Annotated in this window: 20 protein-coding genes; 12 read left to right on the forward strand and 8 right to left on the reverse strand. The window is 64.6% G+C overall.

The genetic code is table 11. The features are described from left to right. Nucleotides 1–83: 83 nt before the first annotated feature. On the reverse strand, nucleotides 84–497 hold the full coding sequence (locus CXY91_RS11010) for a DUF1236 domain-containing protein (protein WP_100961259.1): 414 nt from the start codon (nucleotides 495–497) through the stop codon (nucleotides 84–86). Between the two features lie 777 nt (nucleotides 498–1,274). On the opposite strand from CXY91_RS11010, the gene CXY91_RS11015 reads away from it, so the two are divergent. Next, nucleotides 1,275–1,709 (forward strand): DUF1236 domain-containing protein, encoded by a 435-nt coding sequence (locus CXY91_RS11015; protein WP_248307436.1) that lies wholly within the window; start codon nucleotides 1,275–1,277, stop codon nucleotides 1,707–1,709. A gap of 294 nt (nucleotides 1,710–2,003) precedes the next feature. Continuing rightward, entirely contained in the window at nucleotides 2,004–2,978 is a 975-nt protein-coding gene (locus tag CXY91_RS11020; RefSeq protein ID WP_100961261.1) for a L,D-transpeptidase family protein, read from the forward strand. A gap of 393 nt (nucleotides 2,979–3,371) precedes the next feature. Here the strand turns inward: CXY91_RS11020 and CXY91_RS30880 are convergent, their stop codons facing one another. Next, a complete protein-coding gene (locus CXY91_RS30880) occupies nucleotides 3,372–3,440 on the reverse strand; it encodes a hypothetical protein (RefSeq protein WP_248307469.1) in 69 nt (22 codons plus the stop codon). Between the two features lie 519 nt (nucleotides 3,441–3,959). After that, nucleotides 3,960–5,132, reverse strand: a complete 1,173-nt coding sequence (locus tag CXY91_RS11030; RefSeq protein ID WP_100961898.1) for an acyl-CoA dehydrogenase family protein — start codon at nucleotides 5,130–5,132, stop codon at nucleotides 3,960–3,962. A 133-nt stretch (nucleotides 5,133–5,265) separates the two neighbouring features. Between CXY91_RS11030 and CXY91_RS11035 the strand changes: the two genes are divergently transcribed. Further along, nucleotides 5,266–5,958 (forward strand): winged helix-turn-helix transcriptional regulator, encoded by a 693-nt coding sequence (locus tag CXY91_RS11035; protein ID WP_100961263.1) that lies wholly within the window; start codon nucleotides 5,266–5,268, stop codon nucleotides 5,956–5,958. Between the two features lie 209 nt (nucleotides 5,959–6,167). On the opposite strand, the gene CXY91_RS11040 is transcribed toward CXY91_RS11035, so the two are convergent. The 3 genes from CXY91_RS11040 to CXY91_RS11050 form a co-directional block, all read right to left on the reverse strand. Further along, nucleotides 6,168–6,641, reverse strand: a complete 474-nt coding sequence (locus CXY91_RS11040) for a hypothetical protein (protein WP_100961265.1) — start codon at nucleotides 6,639–6,641, stop codon at nucleotides 6,168–6,170. A gap of 144 nt (nucleotides 6,642–6,785) precedes the next feature. Continuing rightward, nucleotides 6,786–8,279, reverse strand: coding sequence for an MFS transporter (locus CXY91_RS11045; protein ID WP_349236587.1), 1,494 nt, complete (start codon nucleotides 8,277–8,279; stop codon nucleotides 6,786–6,788). Between the two features lie 42 nt (nucleotides 8,280–8,321). Continuing rightward, the gene (locus CXY91_RS11050; protein ID WP_100961267.1) at nucleotides 8,322–9,155 is read right to left on the reverse strand and encodes an oxidoreductase; all 834 of its coding nucleotides are present in this window, start codon (nucleotides 9,153–9,155) and stop codon (nucleotides 8,322–8,324) included. Between the two features lie 163 nt (nucleotides 9,156–9,318). Here CXY91_RS11050 and CXY91_RS11055 point away from each other — a divergent pair, with 163 nt between their 5' ends. The 5 genes from CXY91_RS11055 to CXY91_RS11075 all read left to right on the forward strand — a co-directional run bounded on the left by CXY91_RS11055 (nucleotide 9,319) and on the right by CXY91_RS11075 (nucleotide 14,341). Continuing rightward, nucleotides 9,319–10,185, forward strand: a complete 867-nt coding sequence (locus CXY91_RS11055; protein ID WP_100961269.1) for a LysR family transcriptional regulator — start codon at nucleotides 9,319–9,321, stop codon at nucleotides 10,183–10,185. Nucleotides 10,186–10,402: 217 nt separating this feature from the next. Next, nucleotides 10,403–12,421 carry a hypothetical protein gene (locus tag CXY91_RS11060; RefSeq protein WP_158673367.1) on the forward strand — a complete coding sequence of 673 codons (2,019 nt, stop codon included), beginning with the start codon at nucleotides 10,403–10,405 and terminating at the stop codon, nucleotides 12,419–12,421. Between the two features lie 132 nt (nucleotides 12,422–12,553). Further along, on the forward strand, nucleotides 12,554–12,754 hold the full coding sequence (locus tag CXY91_RS11065; RefSeq protein ID WP_100961273.1) for a hypothetical protein: 201 nt from the start codon (nucleotides 12,554–12,556) through the stop codon (nucleotides 12,752–12,754). A 3-nt stretch (nucleotides 12,755–12,757) separates the two neighbouring features. After that, complete coding sequence (locus CXY91_RS11070) at nucleotides 12,758–13,192, forward strand: DNA-binding protein (RefSeq protein ID WP_100961275.1); 435 nt, start codon at nucleotides 12,758–12,760, stop codon at nucleotides 13,190–13,192. Nucleotides 13,193–13,336: 144 nt separating this feature from the next. Beyond that, nucleotides 13,337–14,341 (forward strand): site-specific integrase, encoded by a 1,005-nt coding sequence (locus CXY91_RS11075; RefSeq protein WP_199777406.1) that lies wholly within the window; start codon nucleotides 13,337–13,339, stop codon nucleotides 14,339–14,341. A 302-nt stretch (nucleotides 14,342–14,643) separates the two neighbouring features. On the opposite strand, the gene CXY91_RS11080 is transcribed toward CXY91_RS11075, so the two are convergent. Both CXY91_RS11080 and CXY91_RS11085 read right to left on the reverse strand, forming a co-directional pair. After that, entirely contained in the window at nucleotides 14,644–15,285 is a 642-nt protein-coding gene (locus CXY91_RS11080) for an NrsF family protein (protein WP_100961280.1), read from the reverse strand. 64 nt (nucleotides 15,286–15,349) lie between these two features. After that, entirely contained in the window at nucleotides 15,350–15,925 is a 576-nt protein-coding gene (locus CXY91_RS11085) for a sigma-70 family RNA polymerase sigma factor (RefSeq protein ID WP_349236588.1), read from the reverse strand. A 148-nt stretch (nucleotides 15,926–16,073) separates the two neighbouring features. On the opposite strand from CXY91_RS11085, the gene CXY91_RS11090 reads away from it, so the two are divergent. The 4 genes from CXY91_RS11090 to CXY91_RS30160 form a co-directional block, all read left to right on the forward strand. Next, nucleotides 16,074–16,955 carry a CE1 family esterase gene (locus CXY91_RS11090; RefSeq protein ID WP_158673368.1) on the forward strand — a complete coding sequence of 294 codons (882 nt, stop codon included), beginning with the start codon at nucleotides 16,074–16,076 and terminating at the stop codon, nucleotides 16,953–16,955. A 72-nt stretch (nucleotides 16,956–17,027) separates the two neighbouring features. Beyond that, nucleotides 17,028–18,674 carry a thiamine pyrophosphate-binding protein gene (locus tag CXY91_RS11095; protein ID WP_100961284.1) on the forward strand — a complete coding sequence of 549 codons (1,647 nt, stop codon included), beginning with the start codon at nucleotides 17,028–17,030 and terminating at the stop codon, nucleotides 18,672–18,674. Next, the gene (locus CXY91_RS11100) at nucleotides 18,674–19,870 is read left to right on the forward strand and encodes an OpgC family protein (protein ID WP_100961286.1); all 1,197 of its coding nucleotides are present in this window, start codon (nucleotides 18,674–18,676) and stop codon (nucleotides 19,868–19,870) included. The genes CXY91_RS11095 and CXY91_RS11100 overlap by 1 nt, the downstream gene beginning before the upstream one ends. A gap of 69 nt (nucleotides 19,871–19,939) precedes the next feature. Beyond that, nucleotides 19,940–21,165 (forward strand): tetratricopeptide repeat protein (locus CXY91_RS30160; RefSeq protein WP_199777407.1); only part of this gene is annotated, 1,226 nt, incomplete at its 3' end.

A 21,165-nucleotide genomic window follows, 5' to 3' on the forward strand; every position in this document is an offset into this window, starting at 1 on the left:
GCGAGGCGCGGGCCAGTGCTGATACAACTTCTGAGTGATCAAGCAACGGGACGGACGCGCGTGCTCGCAGGGGCCTGGGCCCGCTACTCGATCACCTGAACAATTCTACGCGTCCCGGGCTCGACCAGCACGGTACGATTGTTGACGACCGTATACCGGTACCCCTTGACGCCATACTCGGCTGGCACTTCGCGGTAGGTCACGCCGCGCTCGGGCAGAACCGCTCCGACGTGGACCTCTTCCTTGTAGGTGTAGGAGGGAACGCGCTGTTCGGTCACGTAGGTCTTGAAGCGCGGCGTGTTGTCTCCGACGATGCCGCCGACCACGGCGCCGCCAACACCGCCGACAACAGCGCCAACGGGTCCGCCGACGATTGCGCCGCCGACAGCGCCGGTTGCCGCACCAGCGGCCGCACCACCCTGCGCACCCTGGGGATTCTGGGCGAACGCTGCCATTGGCGCCATCGCGATGGCAGCAGCGAGAATGATCTTCCTCATCCGTCAGATCTCCTGGTTATCCCCCCAGATGAGGGGCGTAACTTAGAAGCCCTCTAAAAAGTTCCGGGCCACGAGAACGGATGCCTGGCCATTGCACTCCCTCGGAGCGTCGTCGTCAGGTATATGCTGAGTTCCGGAACCGTTCGAGTGCGCGGTGGGCCAACTCGTCCGCATCCTGCTCATCCGGAGCGAAGCTTGCCACGATATAGGCAAGGCGCGTCCGCTCTCGCTCGTCACATGGGTCGGCCAGGGTCGACCGAATTTCGTTCCAAGCCTCGTCTAGAGCTGCTGAGGCCCGGGCCAGTTCTGTCGGGTCCGTGAGTGATGAGAACGGCATATCCTTTCCCCATGCAAAGACCATCAGACAGAGGATTGATGGCCCACAGGGCACCGGCAAGCAACAACAAGGAGTGGTGCGGGGGGGCGGAACGCCCCTCGGCGACGAAGCGGCTGGGCAGCATGCCATGTCGACGAGGGGCGTGGCGCCTAGAGAGAGCCGAGCGCCGCACCTTGAACTCGCCGCAACGTTCTTTGATCCTTGTGATCCGCAGAGAGGCAGCCGTCGTCCGGTACCGGACATTCCGCAGCTACGGCAGGCGCAGAGAAGCCCCGCGGGCGCAGCACTGACCCGATTGATCAGTTCATCGCTTTGCGTGCGCCTTCGACCCCTTCGCTTTCATGTCCTCAGCCTACCTAAGTGCGCACTGGATGATTGTAACGAGGCGCCATCGGAACCCAGGAGCAAACGAGCCGTTCATCGGACGAGGATAGCGAAGTTTGAACTTCGGCTTCACCGCGATGAAGGAACATCACATGCTCAAGAATGCTCTTTTCGCCGCCGGACTGGTCCTGCTCCCTGCAACGGTGTTCGCGCAGACTTCTGGGGTCGTCGTCCGCGATCCGACCGGCGGCTCAACCCGCGATCCAGCGCTCGGCACAGGCAGCGTGGCGGCTCCTCTCAAGCGGGACCCCGCTGGTGGCGTAATGATCGACGATTCGACGCGCTTCCGAGCGTATGTGGTCGAGCAGCGCGTCCCGTCCTACACCTATGCGGAGCCGATGACGGTCGGCACCGTCCTGCCGCAGCAAGGCGTGGTCTACCGGGACGTGCCCGCAGAATACGGCGCCAGCGGCTATCGCTACACCGTCGTCAACAACCGCACGGTGCTGGTCGATCCGAATACGGGCCGGGTCGTTCAGATCATCGAATAATCAGCCGGCCCGTGCGCGGCACGCATTGACGATCAAACTGCTTCCCCGCTCCTTAGGGAGCGGGATTTTTCTTGCCTCTGAGGGCGCTGATGCGAACTCTCCTGTGTCGGATAGGTGTATCCTTTCCAACACGGCACGAAGCGAACCTTTCTCGCGGTGTCGAAGCAAACTCCGCGCGGAATAGTTCCGTCGCAACTAGACCAACGAGACAGTCCCTGCTCTCGGCTGAGGGCTGTATCGGAACCTTGCGGACGGTGCTCCGTATAGCTTTCGTAGGCTGCTGCGGAGCTCTTGATGAAGCGGACATTCTCGCAAGTTGGTGCGTTGGTTATGTTGGGCCTCGCGCCCGCTGGGGCCATTACGCCAGAAGAGATCAACGGCGCCATGCTAACGCAGCGCGCGATGGTCGACCGAGAAGGGTTGAACCCGTTCATCGTTAAGGCACAGATCCTGTTGGGACGCCGCAGCATTTCGCCAGGCGTCATCGACGGTCTCGACGGCGAGAACTTCCGTAAGGCCGTCGCGCAGTTTAGGCGCCAGGAGAACCTCGGCGAAGGCGATACGATTGATGACGTGACCTGGGCAAAGCTGGGCGGCGACACGATCAACGACCTGATCGTGACATACGGGGTAACGAGGGCAGATGCACACTATCGGTTCGCCCGTCGCATTCCGCACGACTACGCCCGTCAAGCAAAAATGAAGCGGCTGTCATACACCTCTGCCAGGGAGATGCTCGCAGAGCGTTTCCATATGAGCGAGCCGCTGCTCGTCGCGCTGAATCCAAAGATTCGAATGGCCAAGGCTGGCAGCGAGCTTCAGGTTACCTTAGCCAGCCGCGAGGTGCAGAAGGGGACGGCTGTTCGCGTCGAGGCGAGGAAGCGAACCGGCATGGTCATCGTCTATGGAACTGACGAGCGCATACTGGCGAGCTATCCCGCGACGATCGGCAGCGATGACAATCCATCGCCCAGCGGCGATTACACCGTCCAACGCATCGTGCGAAATCCTGACTACACCTATGATCCGGAGAAGAATTTCCAGCAGGGCAAGAATCGCAAGAAGTTGGCGCTGCCGCCCGGCCCCAACGGGCCTGTCGGCACAGTTTGGGTCGCGCTATCGAAGCCGACCTTCGGGATCCACGGCACGCCTGATCCCTCCAAGGTCAGCAAAACCAATTCGCATGGCTGCGTCAGGCTGACGAATTGGGATGCAACAGAATTGGCGGACCTGGTCAAGCCGGGCGTGCCGGTGCACTTCGTCGATTAGGTATCAGCCAACCGCCTTGCCCCCGCGTGCATCGAAACGGCCGCTGCCGTCAGTTGCTCGCATTTGGCTTCAACGTGGCGGTTCAGTGAGGAGAGTGATACACAGCCCGGCCCGCTGAGCGAACCGACGACTTGGGCATGCGGCAGCAAATCGCTGCTCACGCGGCAGCAGACAAACCCACCTGTGGCGACAAGCTCGACATATCGGCGACCAGCGCGCTACGGATCGATGTGCTCCGGCATCGCCTTGAGTTGATCTTTCGTCCAGCGGGTGGCGGCATGGACGTCTCCGCGTACGAGGTGCGAGACTTCGGGTTCGGTGGAAGGCTGCCCATGAAACCGCACCGGCGAGAGCCGACGGGGCGGATAAGTCAGCTGAGTGCGCGTTCAGCGCTCACTCGATGACCTGAATGATCTTGTGGGTTTTTGTCTCAACAAGCACGGTCTGATTGTTGACCACCATGTACCGATAGCCCTTTGCTACCTACTCAGCCATAGGTCACCCCCAGCTCTGCCCACGACTGCTCCGACCGAGCCTCCGACAACTGCACCGCCAACTGCACCTGTCGCTGCACCGGCGGAAGCGCCACCCTGAGCGCCTTGGGGATTCTGCGCGTACGCTGCGACCGGCATCATCGCGATGGCAGCAACAAGAATGATCTTCCTCATCGTCAGATCTCCTGGTTATCCCCAGATCGACGTCAAACTCAGAACCCCTGATAAGAAGTTCCTCGAACCTAACGGATGCCCGAATATCCGAAAAAGAAGCCCCGCGGGGTCACCGACAGGGCATTGTTGGGCCTCCGCCCTTGAGGCGATCCTGCGCCATAAGCCGACCTTGGCGCTTTGCGGAAAGCCGACGCTAGCTGGTCTGGGTCCAGACGTCGGGACTCGGCTTTGGGCGCATGCTCCGCGTCCGAGCCAGCGATTAGGAGCGAAGGAGGCTTGCGATCGGCCTGGCCTCCACCGGAGCATCGGCTCGTTAGAAAATCGCCCCCGTCGGCAAGCCGAGCGCCATTGCACCAGCATAACGCGCTTGCGGACTGGCCTGGAGCGGATGGAAACGCGCACCTTGGATGTCACGGAAGCGCCGCTCCAAGCCCGTCGCCCGGTAAAACGAAGCCCCGCCTGCCAGCTCCATCGCCAGATCGACGGCTGCAATTGCATGACGGGCGACCAGCGTGCGCCCGATCATGACTTCGTTGACTGTCTCGGCGCATGGCGTATTGCGCGCCACGGCATCCAGCATCCAGCGGTGCGCGAGCTGGGCGGCCCGCAATTCGGTGTCTAAGCGGCCGGCCAGCGTCGGATCGGATGCCTGCTTCCTCTTCGCGACCTCGATGGCGATGTCGCGGGCGCTCTCAGCAACTCCGAGGTAGACGGCGTAGATCAGCGGGAAAGCGATCGTCGCGATCGTCTCGAAAACAGGGTGCCATTCGCCGGCCCTGCGCGAAAACGCGACATTCGCGGCGGGGATGAAGAGATCCTCGATCACGACGTCGTTTGACGCGGTGCCACGCATGCCGAGCGTGCGCCAGGTCTCCTCGATGCGCACGGCCGAGGATTTCATCGGAGCGCCGAAGTGAATGACCGACCGGGTTCCGTCTTCCCCCTCGTAGATCGCTCCGGTCATCAGGATATCGCCGGCTTCGGCGCCGGAGGTGAACACCTTCCGGGCGGTGATGCGGTAGCCGTCGCCCTCCTTTTCGGCCTTGCCTGAGCCGCCGATCCAGTCCGAGCCGCCGGACGACAACAGGATGATTCTCTCCGCCGCGACCCGTTTCAACAGCGGCTCCACGGTGGCGACCTTCTGGTGCCGCCAACGCCAGGCCGGGATGGCGACCTGATGGGTGTGCATCGAAAAGGCCAGCGCCGTGGAACCGCAGGCCCGGGCGAGCACGCGCAGCATCTCGGCGAGCTCGGCAATCTGGGCTCCGCCACCGCCGAGTTCCCGCGGGACGCCTGCCTCGACAAGGCCAGCTTCCTTCAGCAAGGTATAGTTCTCGCCGACGAAACGGCCCTTCTGATCGATGTCGGCGGCACGGGCGGCGAGCTTCGGCGCGAGGCGGTGCGCCGTTTCCACGACGCTGGCGGGAGAGGCGGTGGCTCCGACGAATGACGGAGCCGAGGCTTTCGAAGCAGCGGTCGTCGACATGGTGTCCTCCATTGCTGTGAGGCGGGAAGGATCACCGCTGCGGTTCCCGGCTTCCAGTTCAGCAACTGAACTGCAGGCGTTTTCCGTGTGCCCCCGATCTGGTACCATTCGGCAAAAGAAAACGGGGTTCGCCATGAACAATCGCGGCGGCTATGGCCAGTTCTGCCCGGTTTCGATGGCCTCGGAGATATTGTGCAGCCGATGGACGACACTGGTCGTGCGGGAGTTGCTCTGCGGCAGCACCCGATTCAACGACCTGCGGCGCGGCCTGCCGAAGATGTCGCCCGCATTGCTCTCCAAACGGCTCAAGGAACTGCAGCAGGCCGGGGTCCTAACCGTCTCCCGCAAGACGAAGGGCTCGGTCGAATATCACCTTTCCGAGGCCGGCGAGGAACTGAGACCGTTGATCATGGGCCTCGGCAACTGGGCGCAACGCTGGATGGAATCGCGGCTGTCGCTCAGGAATCTCGATCCTTCGCTGCTGATGTGGGACATGCACCGAAGCCTCAACGTCAAGATGTTGCCGGCGCATCGCTGCACGATACAGTTCCTGTACCCCGAACTTTCAGGGTCGCAGAGGAAGTGGTGGCTGGTGGTGGCCGACGGTGCCGTCGACCTATGCAATTTCGACCCCGGTCATCAGCTCGACCTACTGGTCAAGAGTTCCCTGCGCACGATGACGGCGATCTGGATGGGGCTGACGACGATCAAGAAGGAGTCGGACGCCGGCCAGTTGGAGATCGACGGCGATCAGACCCTGGCTTGCTCCATGCAGCAATGGCTGGGGCTCAGTGCCTTCGCTTTCGAACCACGCCGGGTGCAGTGATCGACACAACGATTGGTGTGCAGGGACGAGCAATAGCACGGCTCATCTGCGCCAGTTGCGTGCGTTGGTCTATCGCCCAGGAACTAACTTCGAATCCTGATGAGTTATTGCCTGGACTGGTGAGTTCGTGGCGTGAGGTGGAGCGCCTTCAGCCGAACGGGGATTGCTCTCGGATCGAGGCTGCTTACCGCCAAGGAGCCTGGCCTTAGTCAGCTTTGTCTGCGCAATTGGACGATCTGAGCGGTCAGTCCGACGACGAGCATGACAAATAGGCCGGCCAAGGCGCCCAGCAGAAGCGGCGACCTTGGATCGGTCACCAAGGGGTGACCGTCCGGAACGCGGCGAAGCGTCTCGCTGACGCTTGGTACCATGAGAAGGAATGCGGTGAGGGTCAGAAATATCGTTTCAAGGTACGTGGCGCCACGGCCGAAACGCAAAACGTATCCGACGCTGTAGCCAGCGACCAGCAACAGGATCGTCGCCGCGCCGATGCCGTAGCTTATTGGCTCACGGGCAACCAGAAACACCGTTGTCGCGCCAATCAGCATTGAAACGAAATAGAAGGCTCCTGGCACAGATCGCGGCACGATCCGGCCGTGTCGGGCAAACATGTAGATGGCGAGCGGAATGGCAGGCAGGCTGCCGAGCGTATGCACCCAGCCCAGTGGCGAAATTCCAAACATGAAGTCGTCCTGTTTTTTCGATCTGATGCGATGGATGATCCCGATCGACCGGCATCGCGGTTGTGAAGGAGCGGCGATTCTCGGCTCCAATGGAGTCTTCATCATTGGCGACACGCGGCTCTGAGGAGGCGTCGTGGACGGTTCTCAAACCTGCCGCTGCACCCCGTCATGCAAAGGAGGCGCCTGCCGGACGAGCGTGATGCTGAGGGCTACGCTTCCTGCGAGACAGAAGGCGATGCAAAGGATGGCGACAATGAGCGCCTGCGCGATGGCGGCTGGATCTGTCCGCGCGCCGAGCACCTCGAAGAAGATCCCGCCGATCACGGCGACGCTGAGAGCCGTACTGACTTGGAGAGTCGAGCTGGCGATGCCGGCGATCATTCCGGACAGGGCTGGCGCGACTCGGCCCGTTACCATCCGCATCAGGGTCGGCAGCGCCAGCCCCTGCCCAAAACCGATGACGAACAGGAGGGCGGCAAGCGGCATCGGTTCCGGATGCGTACCTGTCGTTGTCGCCATGATAAGCCCAGCGAGACCCAGGAACCCGGCAACTTCAAGCCCCATGCCGATTGGATTGACATAGGCGCCGCAGAACCGTCGAAAAAAAGGCGTCGACAGCGGCCCGAGCAGGAATCCGGCGCCAAACGGCAGGAAGATGAAGCCCGCCTGCAGCGCAGTCATATGCAGCGCCTCCTGCAAATAGACAGAGAGCAGCTGGAAAAAGCTGCCGATCGAATAGAACAACAGCGCGATCAGCAGCGCGTGGCCCAGTCCCGGTGCCCGCAAGGCGACCGGGTCGAGCAACGGGGCACCGCCCGCTCGTGCCAGCCGGGCCTCATACCGCCAGAACAGCCACGCCAACAGCGGCACGCCGACGAGCGACAGCCTGGACCAGAGGGGCCACCCGGCTTCCCGCCCCTCGATCAGCGGCACGAGCAGCGCGCCGAGCGTCAGCATCGAGAGCACCGTGCCGCCGAGATCCAGCCGGCGTGCGTCGCGCGCGCGCGTCTCTTTCAGCAGAGGAATGCCGAACAGGAGGACCAGCAGCGCGATCGGCAAGTTGACCAGGAAGATTGCCCGCCACCCCAGCCCCATGAAATCCAGCGCGATCAGGACGCCGCCCAATGCCTGCCCGACCACCGCAGCCAAACCGAAGATCGCACCATAAATGCCAAGGGCGAGCGACTTCTCCCTCTCAGGGAAAATCGCCTGCACCGAAGCGAGCGCCTGGGGCGCAATCATGGCGGCAGTTACGCCCTGCAATGCGCGGCCGGAGACCAGCACCCAGGGCGACCAGGCGAGGCCGCACAGCGTGGAGGCGGCGGCAAACCCGATCAGGCCGAGAAAGAACACACGGCCGCGACCGAACAGATCGCCGAGCCGCCCACCGGTCGTCAGCGTCACAGCATAGAGCGCGGCATAGGACGAGATGACGAGCTGCTCGGCAGAGGAGGAGGCGCCCAACTCAGCCCCGATCGAGGGGAGCGCCACATTGACAATGAAGAAGTCGAGCGGCGGCAGGAACGCGCCGACGAGCAGGATCACGAACATCGTCCAGCGCCGTGGCTCGGGCAAGGCGTCCTCATCTCGGACCATCGCGGCATTGAGGGCCGCAGCTTCAGATGTCATTGCGCTCATGAGTGCGTTTCCGTCATTAACCCTGAACTTTGCCGTTGCCGGTCAGGCCGCCTCGAAGTCAGTGGCAATGGAAATGTCGCGCCAGGCCGTGATGTCGGCGCGGAACGACTCCAGCTTCTGCTCCGCTACCGCGTGGGCGCGCGGCCCGATCGGGAGATGAAGCGGCGCATGCTCGTCATCGACGGCCCGCAACATCACGGCGACGGCTTTGGCCGGGTCGCCGGCTTGCCGGCCGTTGTTGGTCTCGCGGTAATGACGTCTCGCTGGCACGGTCTCGGCATAGGCAGCGATCTCCCGCGCCGCCGTGAGCATCGAGCGCCCGAGGAATTCGGTGCGGAAGGGACCGGGCTCGACGATGAGCACGCGCACGCCGAGCGGACGAAGCTCCTGCGCGAGCGCTTCGGACAGCCCCTCCACCGCAAACTTGCTCGCATTGTAGAAGCCGAAGCCGGCGGAGCCGGCAATCCCGGCACCGGAGGAGAGATTGACGATGCGGGCCCCGGCACGTTTGCGCAGGGCCGGCAGGGCGGCCCGGGTCGTCTCAATCAGGCCGAAGAGGTTCACCTCAAACATCGGCCGGTATTCGCCGGGCTCACCCTCTTCGATCGCGCCGATAAAGCCGAAGCCGGCATTGTTGACGAGAACGTCAAGACCGCCGAACGTGCCTTCGGCCAGAGCCACGGCCTTTGCGGCGTCGCCGGCGCGCGTGACGTCCAGCGAAATGCTGCGTACCGTCTCGGGATAGCGTCCGCCCAAAGATTTTAGGCTTTCCGTCGAACGGGCGGTGGCGACGAGCCGATCGCCTCGCGCGGCTACGGCCTCAGCAAGCTGCCGGCCCAAGCCCGACGAGCATCCGGTGATCAGCCAGGTTTTCATCATGTCCTCCTTCAGCGCCTAGGTCGGGGCGCGGCGTGAACCCGCCGCCATGAGCGGCCGGCGCGCTTTTCGTCTCCAGCGGGATGGGGGGAAGATAGGCGGTTGGATTTGTTCGAGTACTGACAGTACCGTACGATCTCTGTTCAATTTTGTGGGTGCAGCGATGGAGTGGAGCGATGTCAGGATCTTTCTGGCCATAGCTCGTACCGGCACACTCGGTGCTGCCGCTCGCGCGCTTAATCTGAGCCATCCCACGGTCGGACGCCGCCTTCGGGCTCTTGAACAGGCCACGGGCCAGACACTCTTTCAGAGAACAGCCGACGGTTTTGTCCCGACGGAAGAAGGCAATGCCGTGATTGCCTTGGCGGAACAGATGGAAGACGGCGCTCTGGCCATCGAGCGGCGGCTCGCCGGACAGGAGCAAGCCCTCCACGGCACCTTGCGCATATCGTCGGCCGACTGGTTCGGCGCCTACGTCCTCCCGCCGATCATCGACGACTATGCAAAGGCCTATCCCCAGGTCGATCTGGAAATTCTCACTGGTACCCGCCTGTTCAGCCTCGCGCAGCGCGAGGCTGACATCGCTTTTCGGATCGTCCCGTTCGACAGTCCGGACGTCGTGCAGCGACGACTGGTCCGTCTACCCTATGGCGTCTATGTCGCGGCAGGCTCACCCGAGCCGGTCTATGGCGATGGCGCCGGCTTCCGGCTGATCACCCACGACACGTCGACCGGCCGATTCCCTGATATTGCCTGGCTCATAGAGAGCTTTCCGAACGCGAAGCCGCTCCTCCGATCGAACAACCGCAACGTACAGGGGCGGATGAGCCGCCAGGGCATCGGCATCGCAGTCCTGCCACAGGTGGTCGGAAGCCAGATAGCGGGTCTTCGCAAACTTGATCTGCCGGCAGAACCACCCTCACGAGACATCTGGATGGGCTATCATCGGGACATCCGGCGCCTTCAGCGACTGCGGGCCTTTATCAGCGTTGTGACGGATCATATGACGAAGACAGCACTCCAACTGTGAAACGCTGCGGTCGCGAATTTAGCTTAAGGGCCGTGCCGGAGCGAACTTGCGGGCGCCTGTTTCCAATCGATATCGTTGGGTGTTCCTTTCGCGTTGCGCCAGGAACGGGTGTTGCGACGGCCGGCGGCCAATGTCCGTAAGCGGTTGAGAATAGGTATCCCTGCGGCTGCAGCTTGGCATGATAGAATGTAGCTGTTTTCCTGACTAGGAGAGGCCTTTGACTGCGGGTGGAATGGATGTTTCGGCCGCACTGGCCAAAATCGTAACAGCGATATCTCATCGCAGCGACCTATATGAGAAATGGCAAACGGAAATAGCTTCCGATCAACTTCATGGGCTTCAATCTAGCGCGCCTATAACGATCAAGAATGCACTCTTGCACGCAGCCTCATTGGGCTTGCTGGATGCGGAAGTTGCCGAACGGCTGGCGGCTGAGCTCGGTTGCGCGCCCCTGGCAAATATACCTGACATCGCAGAATTCGATCCCCGCGATGACGCGTACTGGTCTCTGCCCATGGCGATGGCTTGGATAATGTCCCTTGATTGGAAACAGGTTGCCCGACAAAAGTCAGATTACAGGACGGCTCACGAAGTTTGGCATTGCAACTCGAATGTTGGACTGCCGAAGGACGGGCGGTTGAACGGATACATCATCAATGCGAGCTGGCAGATCAGGAATTTGAGGCCGGCCGCGATCGACCGATTGCTTATAGGAGACAGCGTCGACACTGAGCAGTCAGTCCACAGTGCCAGAGCGATGACCGCGCGGGAGGCGAAGCGTGCATTGTGGCGCGCGCTTCAGGAACAGCGGCTGACGGCATCCGGTCGCCAGGACGGCTCGCGCAAGCCTATCCCTCCTTTCCTATGGCAAGATCTTCTGCCCGTTCAAGACAGCCGCGAAGCACCGGAGTATCTGCGGGAGGGCTCTCACGGGCCGAGATGGGACGAAGTGACCGTCAGCCGAGATGACGTCATGCGGGAGTGGCCGCCGAGCGCGGACGACGCGCCGCAGCAGCAAGGCGAGCCACAGGCGGAGAATTGGCTCCGCTTCGCTTCTTTGCCGCTTGCGGCATGGCTTCCGCTGGAAGTCGTTTTGAGCTTTGTGCAGGACGGATGGGCGCTGCATCCCTCCAATACGGCGTTGAGCGAGCTTGTGGTGCCCAGCGGCGATGATGGCGAGTGGCGACGGAAAGGGGCGCTGCTGGCGCACCAACCGCAGGGCACGAGCAACTATGACGATCCGGTCATCGATCGGTTCAACATAGCTCTTACCCGGGCAGGTCTTGAAGAGCGCGTGAAATTTCGTGGCGTTCCCTGCGGCGGCGACGCGACGGACATACGGGACATTCCGTCGAGCTACTTCGTCGAGATGAGAGTTTTCGGACCCATCCCGGTCCATAATCCGACAATCAGCGACGTCGCGGATGGCGCGCGTCGCCGGCATCACTGGGAAAGCGTCACCGTTGAACGGCTTGGCTTCCTTAGATGGTTGGCGAACGAGTATCCCGATATCGCGAGCCTGCACCGAGATTATGCGCCCGTAGCTATGCCTTGGGCCTCCGACATCATGCGGAGGTTCATTTCTGATGCGACCGAGCGAATGACAGTCTCTCCCGGTCCAATGGCGATACCGGCCGCAGCGGCGTGGCTCGCGTGGGGCGGAGAAGAGCCGCCTAACGATTGCCTTGAAAAGGCTATGGTGGAGAGGCTGAAGACGACCGCCGCCAGCTTGCTAGACAGAATAGCGGTTGGTTCGCTCGGTGCTTTCGGCTCGAAAAAGGGAAGGGCGCCGGAGCTGCTGGAGGCGCGATGGTTTCGGGCCTTGCCAGTCATTTTTGATGTCGACGGTGGTTCCACGCCGCTGTCTTATATCCTTGGGGAACAGGGCCTGTGGTTCGACCTACCGCGCAGCGCTCTGGAGCTGGGCCGGTCGGAACCTGGCTGGCCTCATGAAACGACGTTTGAGAACGTGACCATTAATTCGACCGACATTGCGGCACTGGCGCCAAACAAGTCGGTGAAGCGCTCCGCTGAAGTTGCCATTGACGACGGGCATGGGACCGCTGGTGAGCGAGCAGTGCGCCGGGCCCTTAAGTATCTCTGGCCGGACGGTGTTCCTGTCGGAATGACGAATAAATCTCGGAACGAGAAGATCAACGATTGGGCGCGAACCCATAGCCTTGGCCGCACATTTTCGGACAAGACGATTGAGCGCGCATTGCGTGCACTCCGCTAGATCGTCGCCAAATCGCGTCATTCTTCGTCAAATGGCGTCGTTCTTCGTCAAATGGTTCCGGCAATAGCTGGTCTGTCGCATCGCTCCACTCACGTCCGCCAGTGCCCATGCGGATGCCAATGGAGCAACACCATGTTTGACATCGACCGCCTGATCCCTGTCACCGACGCCTTTGCCATGGCCGGCATGGCCCGCACCAAGGGTTATGCCGAGGTAACCGCCGGCCGGCTCATCGTCATCCGCAACGGTCGCCGCACTTTCGTCCGCGCGAGCGAGCTGCAGCGCTATATCGACAGTCTCGCCGCCGCTGCGACCCTGCCGAAAGGGCGCTGAGCAATGTCCCGTCGCGGCGCGGTGCTGCGCGGCGTCAGCAAGCACCGATCCTATACCATCGCCGAACTCGCCTTCGCTCTGCGCAAGTGCCGGGGCACTGTGGAGCGCTGGATCAAGGCTGGGCTGCCGGTCATGGCGGAGAAGAAGCCGCATCTGGTCCTCGGCGCGGATGTGATCGCTTTCCATGCGGCCCGCAAAACGCCGAAACACAAGTGCCGCCTGACCGAGTGCTACTGCTTTACCTGTCGCCAGCCGCGCGAGCCGGCAGGCGGAATGGCCGACCTCCATATCGGTTCAGGCCGAACCGGTAACCTTCAGGCCCTGTGCTGCGAATGTGTCGGTCCTATGCGCAAGCGGGTATCGCTGGCGCGGCTGGCTGAGCTTCGCGCGGCGCTGGATGTGGCGATCAGACAGGCTCCCGCACGCATAGGTGAGTGAAGCGTGCCCTGTCTGAATGTCGCATTCGCGGCGAAAGGAACTCCGATGCGAAAGCGCAACCCGAAAAACGAACGCATCAAGCGCGACTACTTGATCTATCTCTCTGAAGCGCGGGGTCGGTCGAGGGCGACGCAGGATCAGGCAATGGCCGCCATCGCCGCCTTCGAAGCCTCGACCGGGCACAAGGACTTTGCCTTGTTCCATATCGAGCAGGCGCGCGCTTTCAAGCGCCAGCTTTCCGAACTGCGCCACCCCGAGACCAAGGACCCGCTGGCAACGGCGACGATCCATGCCCGACTGATGGCGGTTAAGGCATTCTTTCACTGGCTTGTCGGCCGGCAGGGCTATCGTCGCCTGACCTATGGCGATGTGGAGTATTTCAATCCTGCTACCAAGGACGCCCGGATCGCCACGGCCAAGCGCGAGCGTCAGGCACCGAGTATCGCCATGGTCCTGCATGTCGTCGGCGAGATGCCGACCGAGACCGATATCCAGAAGCGCGACCGGGCGCTGGTCGCCTTCGCCATTGTGAGCGGCGCACGCGACAACGCCATCGCCAGCTTCCGCCTGAAGCATGTCGACCTCGCCGCGAGGACAGTCGCGCATGAGCCGCGCGACGGCGTGCGGACCAAGTTCAGCAAGACCTATACGACCTGGTTCTTCCCAGTCGGCGGCGATCTCGCAGCAATCGTTGCCGACTGGATCGCTCATCTGCGGGACGTGCTCCTGTTCGGGCCGGACGATCCGCTGTTCCCAGCGACCGAGGTAGGCATCGGGGCTGATGGCAGCTTCCGCCCGGCTGGCCTCAGCCGTCAGGGCTGGGCTTCGGCCGAGCCGATCCGGCGCATTTTCCGCCAGGCCTTCGCCGCGGTCGGCTTGCCCTATTACAACCCGCATTCGTTCCGGAAGACGCTGGCGGCCTACCAGCACGAAGTCTGCGCCACGCTGGAGCAGCACAAGGCCTGGAGCCAGAATCTCGGTCACGAGAAACTCGACACGACCTTCACCCATTACGGTGAGGTGCCCCACCGTCGTCAGGCCGAAATCTTCGCTGGGCTGTGCGCCGGCGGGGCTCGCAACATTGACGGAATGTCGGACGATCAGATCGTGAAGGCGGCGGCAGAGATTTGGCAGCGTCGCGCTTCCTAAGTGCCGATAAAGCTACCGCCCTATCTGGCTGCGACGTAGCGTCGCGCTCCGGAGAGGCGCGGCCTCTATCACTTTTTGCTCAAGGCGAGCGAAGACCGCCTTCAGCCGTGCGGAATGTTGGCCTTATTGTTGGCCTTTAATAGAAATAAGGATCAAATAAGAAAATAAACTCAGTTATTTATAACGATTCTGCGCCTCCCTCTTGCGCACCACTCGCTCAATTCTCTCGAGCTGAATCCGCGGCCTCTTAGCAGGATGGTCAAAGGCCGCTCGTCCGGCTGAGCGGCCTTTGGCGCGGCTGGCTACCAGCGCAGGAGCCGCGGGAAGATCAGCGCGCCGATCACGGTGACCGCCGCGATCGCGATCGTGTACCAGGTCGCCAGGAACGGCGCCGTGTCGTCCGGGCAATGCAGCGCATAGGCCACGACGGAGAGTCCGGCCGCGGCCAGGCCGGCGCAAAGCCCGGTCAAGGTCGTATCGACCGGTGCACCGCGCCGGGCCAGCCAGAACAGCGCGACGAGCGGGACGAGCGCGTAGAGCGGCACGTTGAACAGGCAGCTGCGCCAGTAGCGCCCGAAGATGAGCGCCTGCCACTGCTCGACCGGCGCGAGCGCCAGCGTCAGTACGGCCCAGGCTGCGACCAGTGCGACCGGGATCGCCACCAGCGGCAGCAGGCGCTTCGGCTTCAGCCCGGGCCTGAGGCTGCGCTGAAACAAGGTGAGCGCGATGACGGCGATGCTGGCGCCGAACAGAACCTTGGCGATGACCGGCGTGGTGACGATCACGCCCGCGAGATTGCGCCGGACGCCGATAGTGAAACCGAGCAGCGCCACTGTCAGCACCAGAGCGGCAAGCGCGGCGAGCCAGGTAGCCCGACGCAGCCAGCCGGTGTCCACCGGGCGGTGGCCCGCGGTCATCACAGCGATCAGCTCATCGGTCTGCATGGTTCTCTGGTCCGTTCGGCAGGAAATTCGCTCGGGATCGTCGAAAGGTTACACACGGCCTCGTTCATCCCGGCCGATCCCCGCGCCGGGAGAGGAACCTGGCCATGGCCTGCAGGCCGCGATGGATCGCGACCTTGGCCGCCGTCTCGGTCATGCCTGCGGCGCGGGCGGCTTCGGCCACGCTCGCCCCCTGGAGCTTGACCTTGTCGATCAGGGCGCGCGTGCGCCCCGGCAGGGCCGCCATGGCGCGCTCCAGATCGAGCCTCGCCTCTGACGCCGCATCATCGGCCGGCCCGGCGAGCTGATAGGCCTCGTCGTCGAGCGGCAGGTTGGCGACATGACGACCGGAGCGGCGCAGATGATCGACGAGCTTGTAGCGCGCGATCGCGTGCGCCCAGGCGGTGACCGGGCTCGTGGCATCGTAAGTGTGGCGCGACAGATGCAGCGCCAGCAGCGTTTCCTGCAGCACGTCCTCGGCCTCGCTCGCCTCGCTGCGGCCGGCGCGCGCCAGCATCTGCCTGAGATAGCCGCGCAGTCGCACGCTGATCGTATCGAGGAATAGGCGATAGGCCGCGGCATCGCCGGCAAGGGCCGCTAGGAAGATCGGCCGGAGCTGGGTTTCGAGCTCTTGCAGCGACACGTCTTGCGTTTCTCGCACGGGGACAAACTGCCTGTCCGTCGCATAGCGGGGACGGGCTCACAAGCCTGCGAGCGGCCGATGAAGCGCTTGCGCTGGTCCGTTACGCTCGCGCGAGGGCATGCCGGCCCTTGTTCACGGAGGGACGCAGATGGGCAAGACGCGATGGCTCGCAGGCGCACTGGCCTGCTTCGTCATCGCGGCGCCCGCCGCCGGGGAGCCCGGCCTGCCGCAATCCGGCGAGGCCTGTCCGACGCCGACAGGCTGTATCTTGGCGACCGGCAGCTATCGCATCGTGCTGCCGCCGCCGGCAGCCAGCGAGCGGAGGGTCGGGGCGATCATGTATTTCCACGGCTATCAGGGCTCGGCCGAGGAGGCGATCGCCGATCCCGGCCTGCTAGCGGTCGCCCGGCGCCTCGGCGTCGCCCTGATCGCGCCCGATGGGGCCGGCCGCACCTGGTCCTATCCCGGCTCGCCCGCCCGCAACCGCGACGAGTTCGCCTTCGTGGGCCAGGTGCTGGACGATGTCGCGGCGCGCTTTCCGGTCGATTCCCGCCGTATCCTCGCGAGTGGGTTCTCGCAGGGCGGCTCGATGGTCTGGTATCTCGCCTGCCGGATGCCGGCGCGCTTTGCCGCCTTTGCGCCGATCGCCGGTGCCTTCTGGGAGCCCTTGCCGGAACGCTGCGATGGTCCGCGCCCGCCGCTGATCCACGTCCACGGTACGAGCGATGCGACGGTGCCGCTCGCCGGCCGCGCGCTGCGCTCCGGAGCGCGGCAGGGCGATGTCTTCAAGAGCTTCGCGATCATAGCACCGGGCGGCTGCACCGCGGCCTTGGCCGAAACCGCTCGCGCCGCGTCCGAGAGCGAGGGGCTCGCCTGCCGCATCGCGCGCGGCTGCGATGGCAAGGCCAGGTTGGAGCTATGCCTGCATGCCGGCGGCCATGAGGCCGATCCGGCCTGGGTCGAGCGCGCCTGGCGGCTGGCGATGCCGGCCGAGCCGCCAGATTCCGCCATCAAGCTCACGTCTCCGTGATCCTGTAACCAAACCGGCCTTCCGCGCGATCTTTCTCGCATGACCGCCGCGGCGGCAAAGCGGAGAGAGACGATGCGCCATGAACGGATAGCGGCGAAGCCGGCGGGCACCGGCCTCGGGCAACCCGTCACGGGCGCCGATCTCCTGGCCGCTCAATTGGCTGCTGCCGGCGCCACCCATGCCTTCGGTATCCCCGGCGGCGAGGTGCTGGCGCTGGTCGATGCGCTCGGGCGCGCCGGCATCCGGTTCGAACTCGCCCGGCACGAGAATGCCGCCGGCTTCATGGCCGAAGGGCTCTGGCATGCGACCGGCGCGCTGCCGGTGCTGGTCGCGACGCTCGGCCCCGGCGTCGCCAATGCGGTCAACGTCGTCGCCAATGCGCAGCAGGATCGGGTGCCGCTGATCTTCGTGACCGGCTGCGTCGATCAGGCCCTGGCCGAAAGCTACACGCACCAGGTCTTCGATCATCAGGCCGTGCTGCGTCCATTGGTCAAGGCGAGCTTCCGCGCCGCTCCCGGCACCGAGGATCTCGTGGTCGCCAAGGCCGTCGCCATCGCCAGGCGCGGCCGGCCGGGGCCGGTTCATATCGACCTGCCGATCTCCGTCGCCGAGGCCCGCACTGCCTGGCGCACAGCGCCCGCGATCACGCTCGCCGCCCCATTGGTCCCCGCCGATCTGCGGCCGGCGCAGGCGCTGATCGCCGCGGCAAAGCGGCCTCTGGTCATCGCCGGGCTCGACCTCGTCGACCAGGACGGCGCAGTCGCGCTCGATCGCTTCCTGGCCGCGACCGGCGCGCCGCTGCTCACCACCTACAAGGCCAAGGGGCTGGTGCCGGAGGCTGATCCCCGCGTGATCGGCGCCGTCGGTCTCTCGCCGAAGGCCGATGCGATCGTGCGACCGCTGATCGAGGCGGCCGACCTGATCGTGCTCGCCGGCTACGATCCGATCGAGATGCGCCAGGGCTGGCGCAGTCCCTGGCCGGCCGGCAAGCCGGTCATCGACATCGTCGCCGAGCCGCTTCAGCACGGCATGCACGAGTCGAGCCTCATGCTGGAGGGGGCCGTCGGCATGATCCTGACGCGGCTTGCGGACGAGCTTCCGCAAAAGGCGACCTGGCCGCGGGGCGAGCCAGCCGCGATCCGCGAAGCCTTCCATGCCGCCTTTGCCGCTCCCGGCGAATGGGGTCCGCACACCGTCTTCGAAACCCTGCGCGAGGTCGCTCCGGCCGGCACCGTCGCGACCGCCGATTCCGGCGCCCATCGCATCCTGTTCAGCCAGATCTGGCGCTGCGACGGGCCGCGAACCCTTCTGCAATCGAGCGGGCTTTGCACCATGGGCTGTGCCCTGCCGCTCGCCACGGGCGCGGCGCTGGGCTCCGGCCGGCCGACCCTATGCTTCGTCGGTGACGCCGGGCTCGAGATGGTGCTCGGCGAGCTGGCGACCTTGCGAGACCTGCAACTGCCGGTGATCGTCGTCGTGCTCGTCGATCAGGCCCTCGGGCTGATCGCGCTGAAGCAGCGCCAGCTTGGTCTGCCACGCGCCGGCGTCGATATCGGCGAGACCGATTTCGCCGCCGTCGCCCGGGCGATGGGCGGCTACGGCGTGATCATCGATGATCGCGAGACCCTTGCGCATGAGGCTGAAGCCGCCTTCCGCCGCAAGGGCTTCACGCTGCTGGCCTGCCGCATCGAGGCCGGCAGCTATGACGGGGCGTTCTGATGACGGTGCTCCCCGCCACGCCGACGAAGCGGCCCCGCGACGAGCGGCTCGATTTCTTCCGCGGCCTGACCATGCTGATCATCTTCGTCGCGCATCTGCCGGCGAACAGCTGGAATGCCTGGATTCCGGCGCGTTTCGGCTTCTCCTCGGGGGCGGAGCTCTTCGTGTTCTGCTCGGGCCTCGCAAGCGCGCTCGCCTTCGGCGGCGTCTTCACCCGGCGCGGCCTTTGGCTGGGCACGGCCCGCATCGCCTACCGGATCTGGCAGGTCTACTGGGCGCAGATCGGCCTTGTTCTGGCGCTGATAGCGCTTGCCGCTCTGCTCGACCGGAGCTTCGGCCTATCCGTCCTCGCGCAGCAGTTCGCGCCGCTTCTCGCCAACCCGGAACGCGCCCTGCTCGGCATTGCCACTCTCACCTGGCAGCCGGATTATCTCGACATCCTGCCGATGTATCTCGTCATCCTGGCGCTGGTGCCCGTGATGATGCTGGGCCGCCGCCTGCACGCCGCAGTGCCTTTCCTGATCGCGATCGGGCTCTACGCCGCGGTGTGGAGTTGGGGGCTCAACCTGTCCGGCAACCCCTGGAACGGGGCCGGCTGGTTTCTCAACCCCTTCGCCTGGCAGCTGATCTTCTTCATCGGCTTCTTCATCGGCATGAACTGGCTGCCGGTGCCGCGGCTCCGTGACCGGCGCCTCATGATAGCGGCTGCGCTGTTCGCCCTCGTCTCGGTGCCGCTGTCGTTCTGGGGCATCCTCGAGCACTGGCCACTGGCGCAGACGGCCCACGATCTCATCATCCCCGCCAACGAGAAGACCGACCTGCACATCCTGCGGGTGCTGCATTTCCTGGCGTTCGCCTATCTCGTTCTGAGCCTGATCGAGCCCTGGCGGGATCGGCTCGATCGCGGCGCCGGCCATCTCCTCATCCTGATCGGTCGGCAATCGCTCGCAGCTTTCCTCGCCAGCGTGGTGCTGGCGCGGCTGCTGGGCACCGTCGCCGACATGGCCGGGCGCAGCGAGCCGGTGGTGGCGCTGCTCAACCTCGCCGGCTTCGCGCTGATCCTCGCCGTCGCTGTCGTCGTCGGCTGGTTCAAGAGCGCGCCCTGGTCCGGGCCGAGGCCGAAGCCCGCGGCGGAGCGGCAGCAGGAATCGGCCGCGGCGGTCCCGCCGACAACACGGGTCCGTGAAGCGAGTTGAATGCTGCTTGATCGAGCCGCTGCGAACTCCCTGAAGAGCGCCCTTTGCGGCGCGGCAATGGAGCAGCCCATGTCCTACGCCTTGCATCACGATCTCTCGGGCGAGCGCATCACCGTCGCGAACGATGCCGCGCGCCTCGCCTGGAACGATACGCTCGAAGCGCTGCTCGCCCATGCCGCCGCCACGCCCGATCATCTCGCCCGCACGCTGGCCGCCGATCCCGACTTCGTCCTGGCCCATGCCGCCAAGGGGCTGATGCTGCTCTCGCTGGCGCGGGCCGAATTGGCCGCTCCGGCCCGCGATTGCCTGGCGAAGGCGCGCGCGGCAGCGCGCTTGCGGCCGGTCACGCGGCGCGAGGCGATGGTGGTCGAGACGCTGGCGCTCTGGCTCGACGGCGCCCCGCGCCGGGCGGCGGAACGGCTGGAGGCGATCCTCCTGGCTCATCCCTTCGACGTGCTGGCTCTCAAGCTTTCGCACGGCATCCGCTTCATGCTCGGCGACCAGGTCGAGATGCTCTCGACCCTGCGCCGCGTCGCGCCCGGCTTCGGCGAGAGCCATCCGCTCGCCGGCTATGTCCATGGCTGCCATGCCTTCGCGCTCGAGGAGCGCGGCTTCTATGCCGAGGCCGAGCGGGCCGGGCGTCGCGCCGTCGCCTTGAGCCCGCGCGACGCCTGGGGTCGCCACGCCGTCGCCCATGTGCTGGAGATGACCGGCCGGGCCGATGAAGGCATCGCCTGGCTTAGCGACGGCCGCGACATCGCCCACGCCAACAATCTGCGCTTCCACATTGTCTGGCATCTCGCCCTGTTCCGGCTCGAGCGTGGCGAGACCGGCGAGGTGCTGCGGCTCTATGACGAGGAGATCCGGGCCGAGTCGACCGACGATTATCGCGACATCGCCAATGGCGCCTCGCTGCTGGCGCGGCTCGAATTCGCCGGCGTCGATGTCGGCTCCCGTTGGGACGAGCTCGCCGCCAGGGCGGAAGGCCGCGTCCATGATGGCTGCCTCGTCTTCGCCGATCTGCACTACGCCCTGTCGCTGCTCGGCGCCGGCCATGCCGCGGAGGCCGATGCGATCGCCCGTGGCCTGATTGCGGATGCGCAGGCCCATCCCAGCGATGAGCGGCGCGACGCGGCCCGCAACGGCGCGCTCGCCGCCTTCGGGCTGATCGCCTTCCACGAGCGCGACTACCGCGAGGCGGCCCGCCTGCTCGGTGCCGCCCGTGACGGCTTGCTTACCGTCGGCGGCAGCCACGCCCAGCGCGACCTGTTCGAGCAGGCCTATGCCGAGAGCCT

The sequence above is a fragment of the Allobosea sp. FBZP-16 genome (genome assembly GCF_002831785.1).
GTDB classification, from domain to species: Bacteria; Pseudomonadota; Alphaproteobacteria; order Rhizobiales; family Beijerinckiaceae; genus Allobosea; species Allobosea lupini.

What these genes read in the sequence shown, in the direction of transcription:
- CXY91_RS11010 (WP_100961259.1), bottom strand. Translation starts at nt 497, where the DNA reads ATGAGGAAGATCATTCTCGCTGCTGCCATCGCGATGGCGCCAATGGCA.
- CXY91_RS11020 (WP_100961261.1), top strand. Translation starts at nt 2,004, where the DNA reads ATGAAGCGGACATTCTCGCAAGTTGGTGCGTTGGTTATGTTGGGCCTC.
- CXY91_RS11030 (WP_100961898.1), bottom strand. Translation starts at nt 5,132, where the DNA reads ATGTCGACGACCGCTGCTTCGAAAGCCTCGGCTCCGTCATTCGTCGGA.
- CXY91_RS11035 (WP_100961263.1), top strand. Translation starts at nt 5,266, where the DNA reads ATGAACAATCGCGGCGGCTATGGCCAGTTCTGCCCGGTTTCGATGGCC.
- CXY91_RS11040 (WP_100961265.1), bottom strand. Translation starts at nt 6,641, where the DNA reads ATGTTTGGAATTTCGCCACTGGGCTGGGTGCATACGCTCGGCAGCCTG.
- CXY91_RS11045 (WP_349236587.1), bottom strand. Translation starts at nt 8,279, where the DNA reads ATGAGCGCAATGACATCTGAAGCTGCGGCCCTCAATGCCGCGATGGTC.
- CXY91_RS11050 (WP_100961267.1), bottom strand. Translation starts at nt 9,155, where the DNA reads ATGAAAACCTGGCTGATCACCGGATGCTCGTCGGGCTTGGGCCGGCAG.
- CXY91_RS11055 (WP_100961269.1), top strand. Translation starts at nt 9,319, where the DNA reads ATGGAGTGGAGCGATGTCAGGATCTTTCTGGCCATAGCTCGTACCGGC.
- CXY91_RS11065 (WP_100961273.1), top strand. Translation starts at nt 12,554, where the DNA reads ATGTTTGACATCGACCGCCTGATCCCTGTCACCGACGCCTTTGCCATG.
- CXY91_RS11070 (WP_100961275.1), top strand. Translation starts at nt 12,758, where the DNA reads ATGTCCCGTCGCGGCGCGGTGCTGCGCGGCGTCAGCAAGCACCGATCC.
- CXY91_RS11075 (WP_199777406.1), top strand. Translation starts at nt 13,337, where the DNA reads ATGGCCGCCATCGCCGCCTTCGAAGCCTCGACCGGGCACAAGGACTTT.
- CXY91_RS11080 (WP_100961280.1), bottom strand. Translation starts at nt 15,285, where the DNA reads ATGCAGACCGATGAGCTGATCGCTGTGATGACCGCGGGCCACCGCCCG.
- CXY91_RS11090 (WP_158673368.1), top strand. Translation starts at nt 16,074, where the DNA reads ATGGGCAAGACGCGATGGCTCGCAGGCGCACTGGCCTGCTTCGTCATC.
- CXY91_RS11095 (WP_100961284.1), top strand. Translation starts at nt 17,028, where the DNA reads ATGCGCCATGAACGGATAGCGGCGAAGCCGGCGGGCACCGGCCTCGGG.
- CXY91_RS11100 (WP_100961286.1), top strand. Translation starts at nt 18,674, where the DNA reads ATGACGGTGCTCCCCGCCACGCCGACGAAGCGGCCCCGCGACGAGCGG.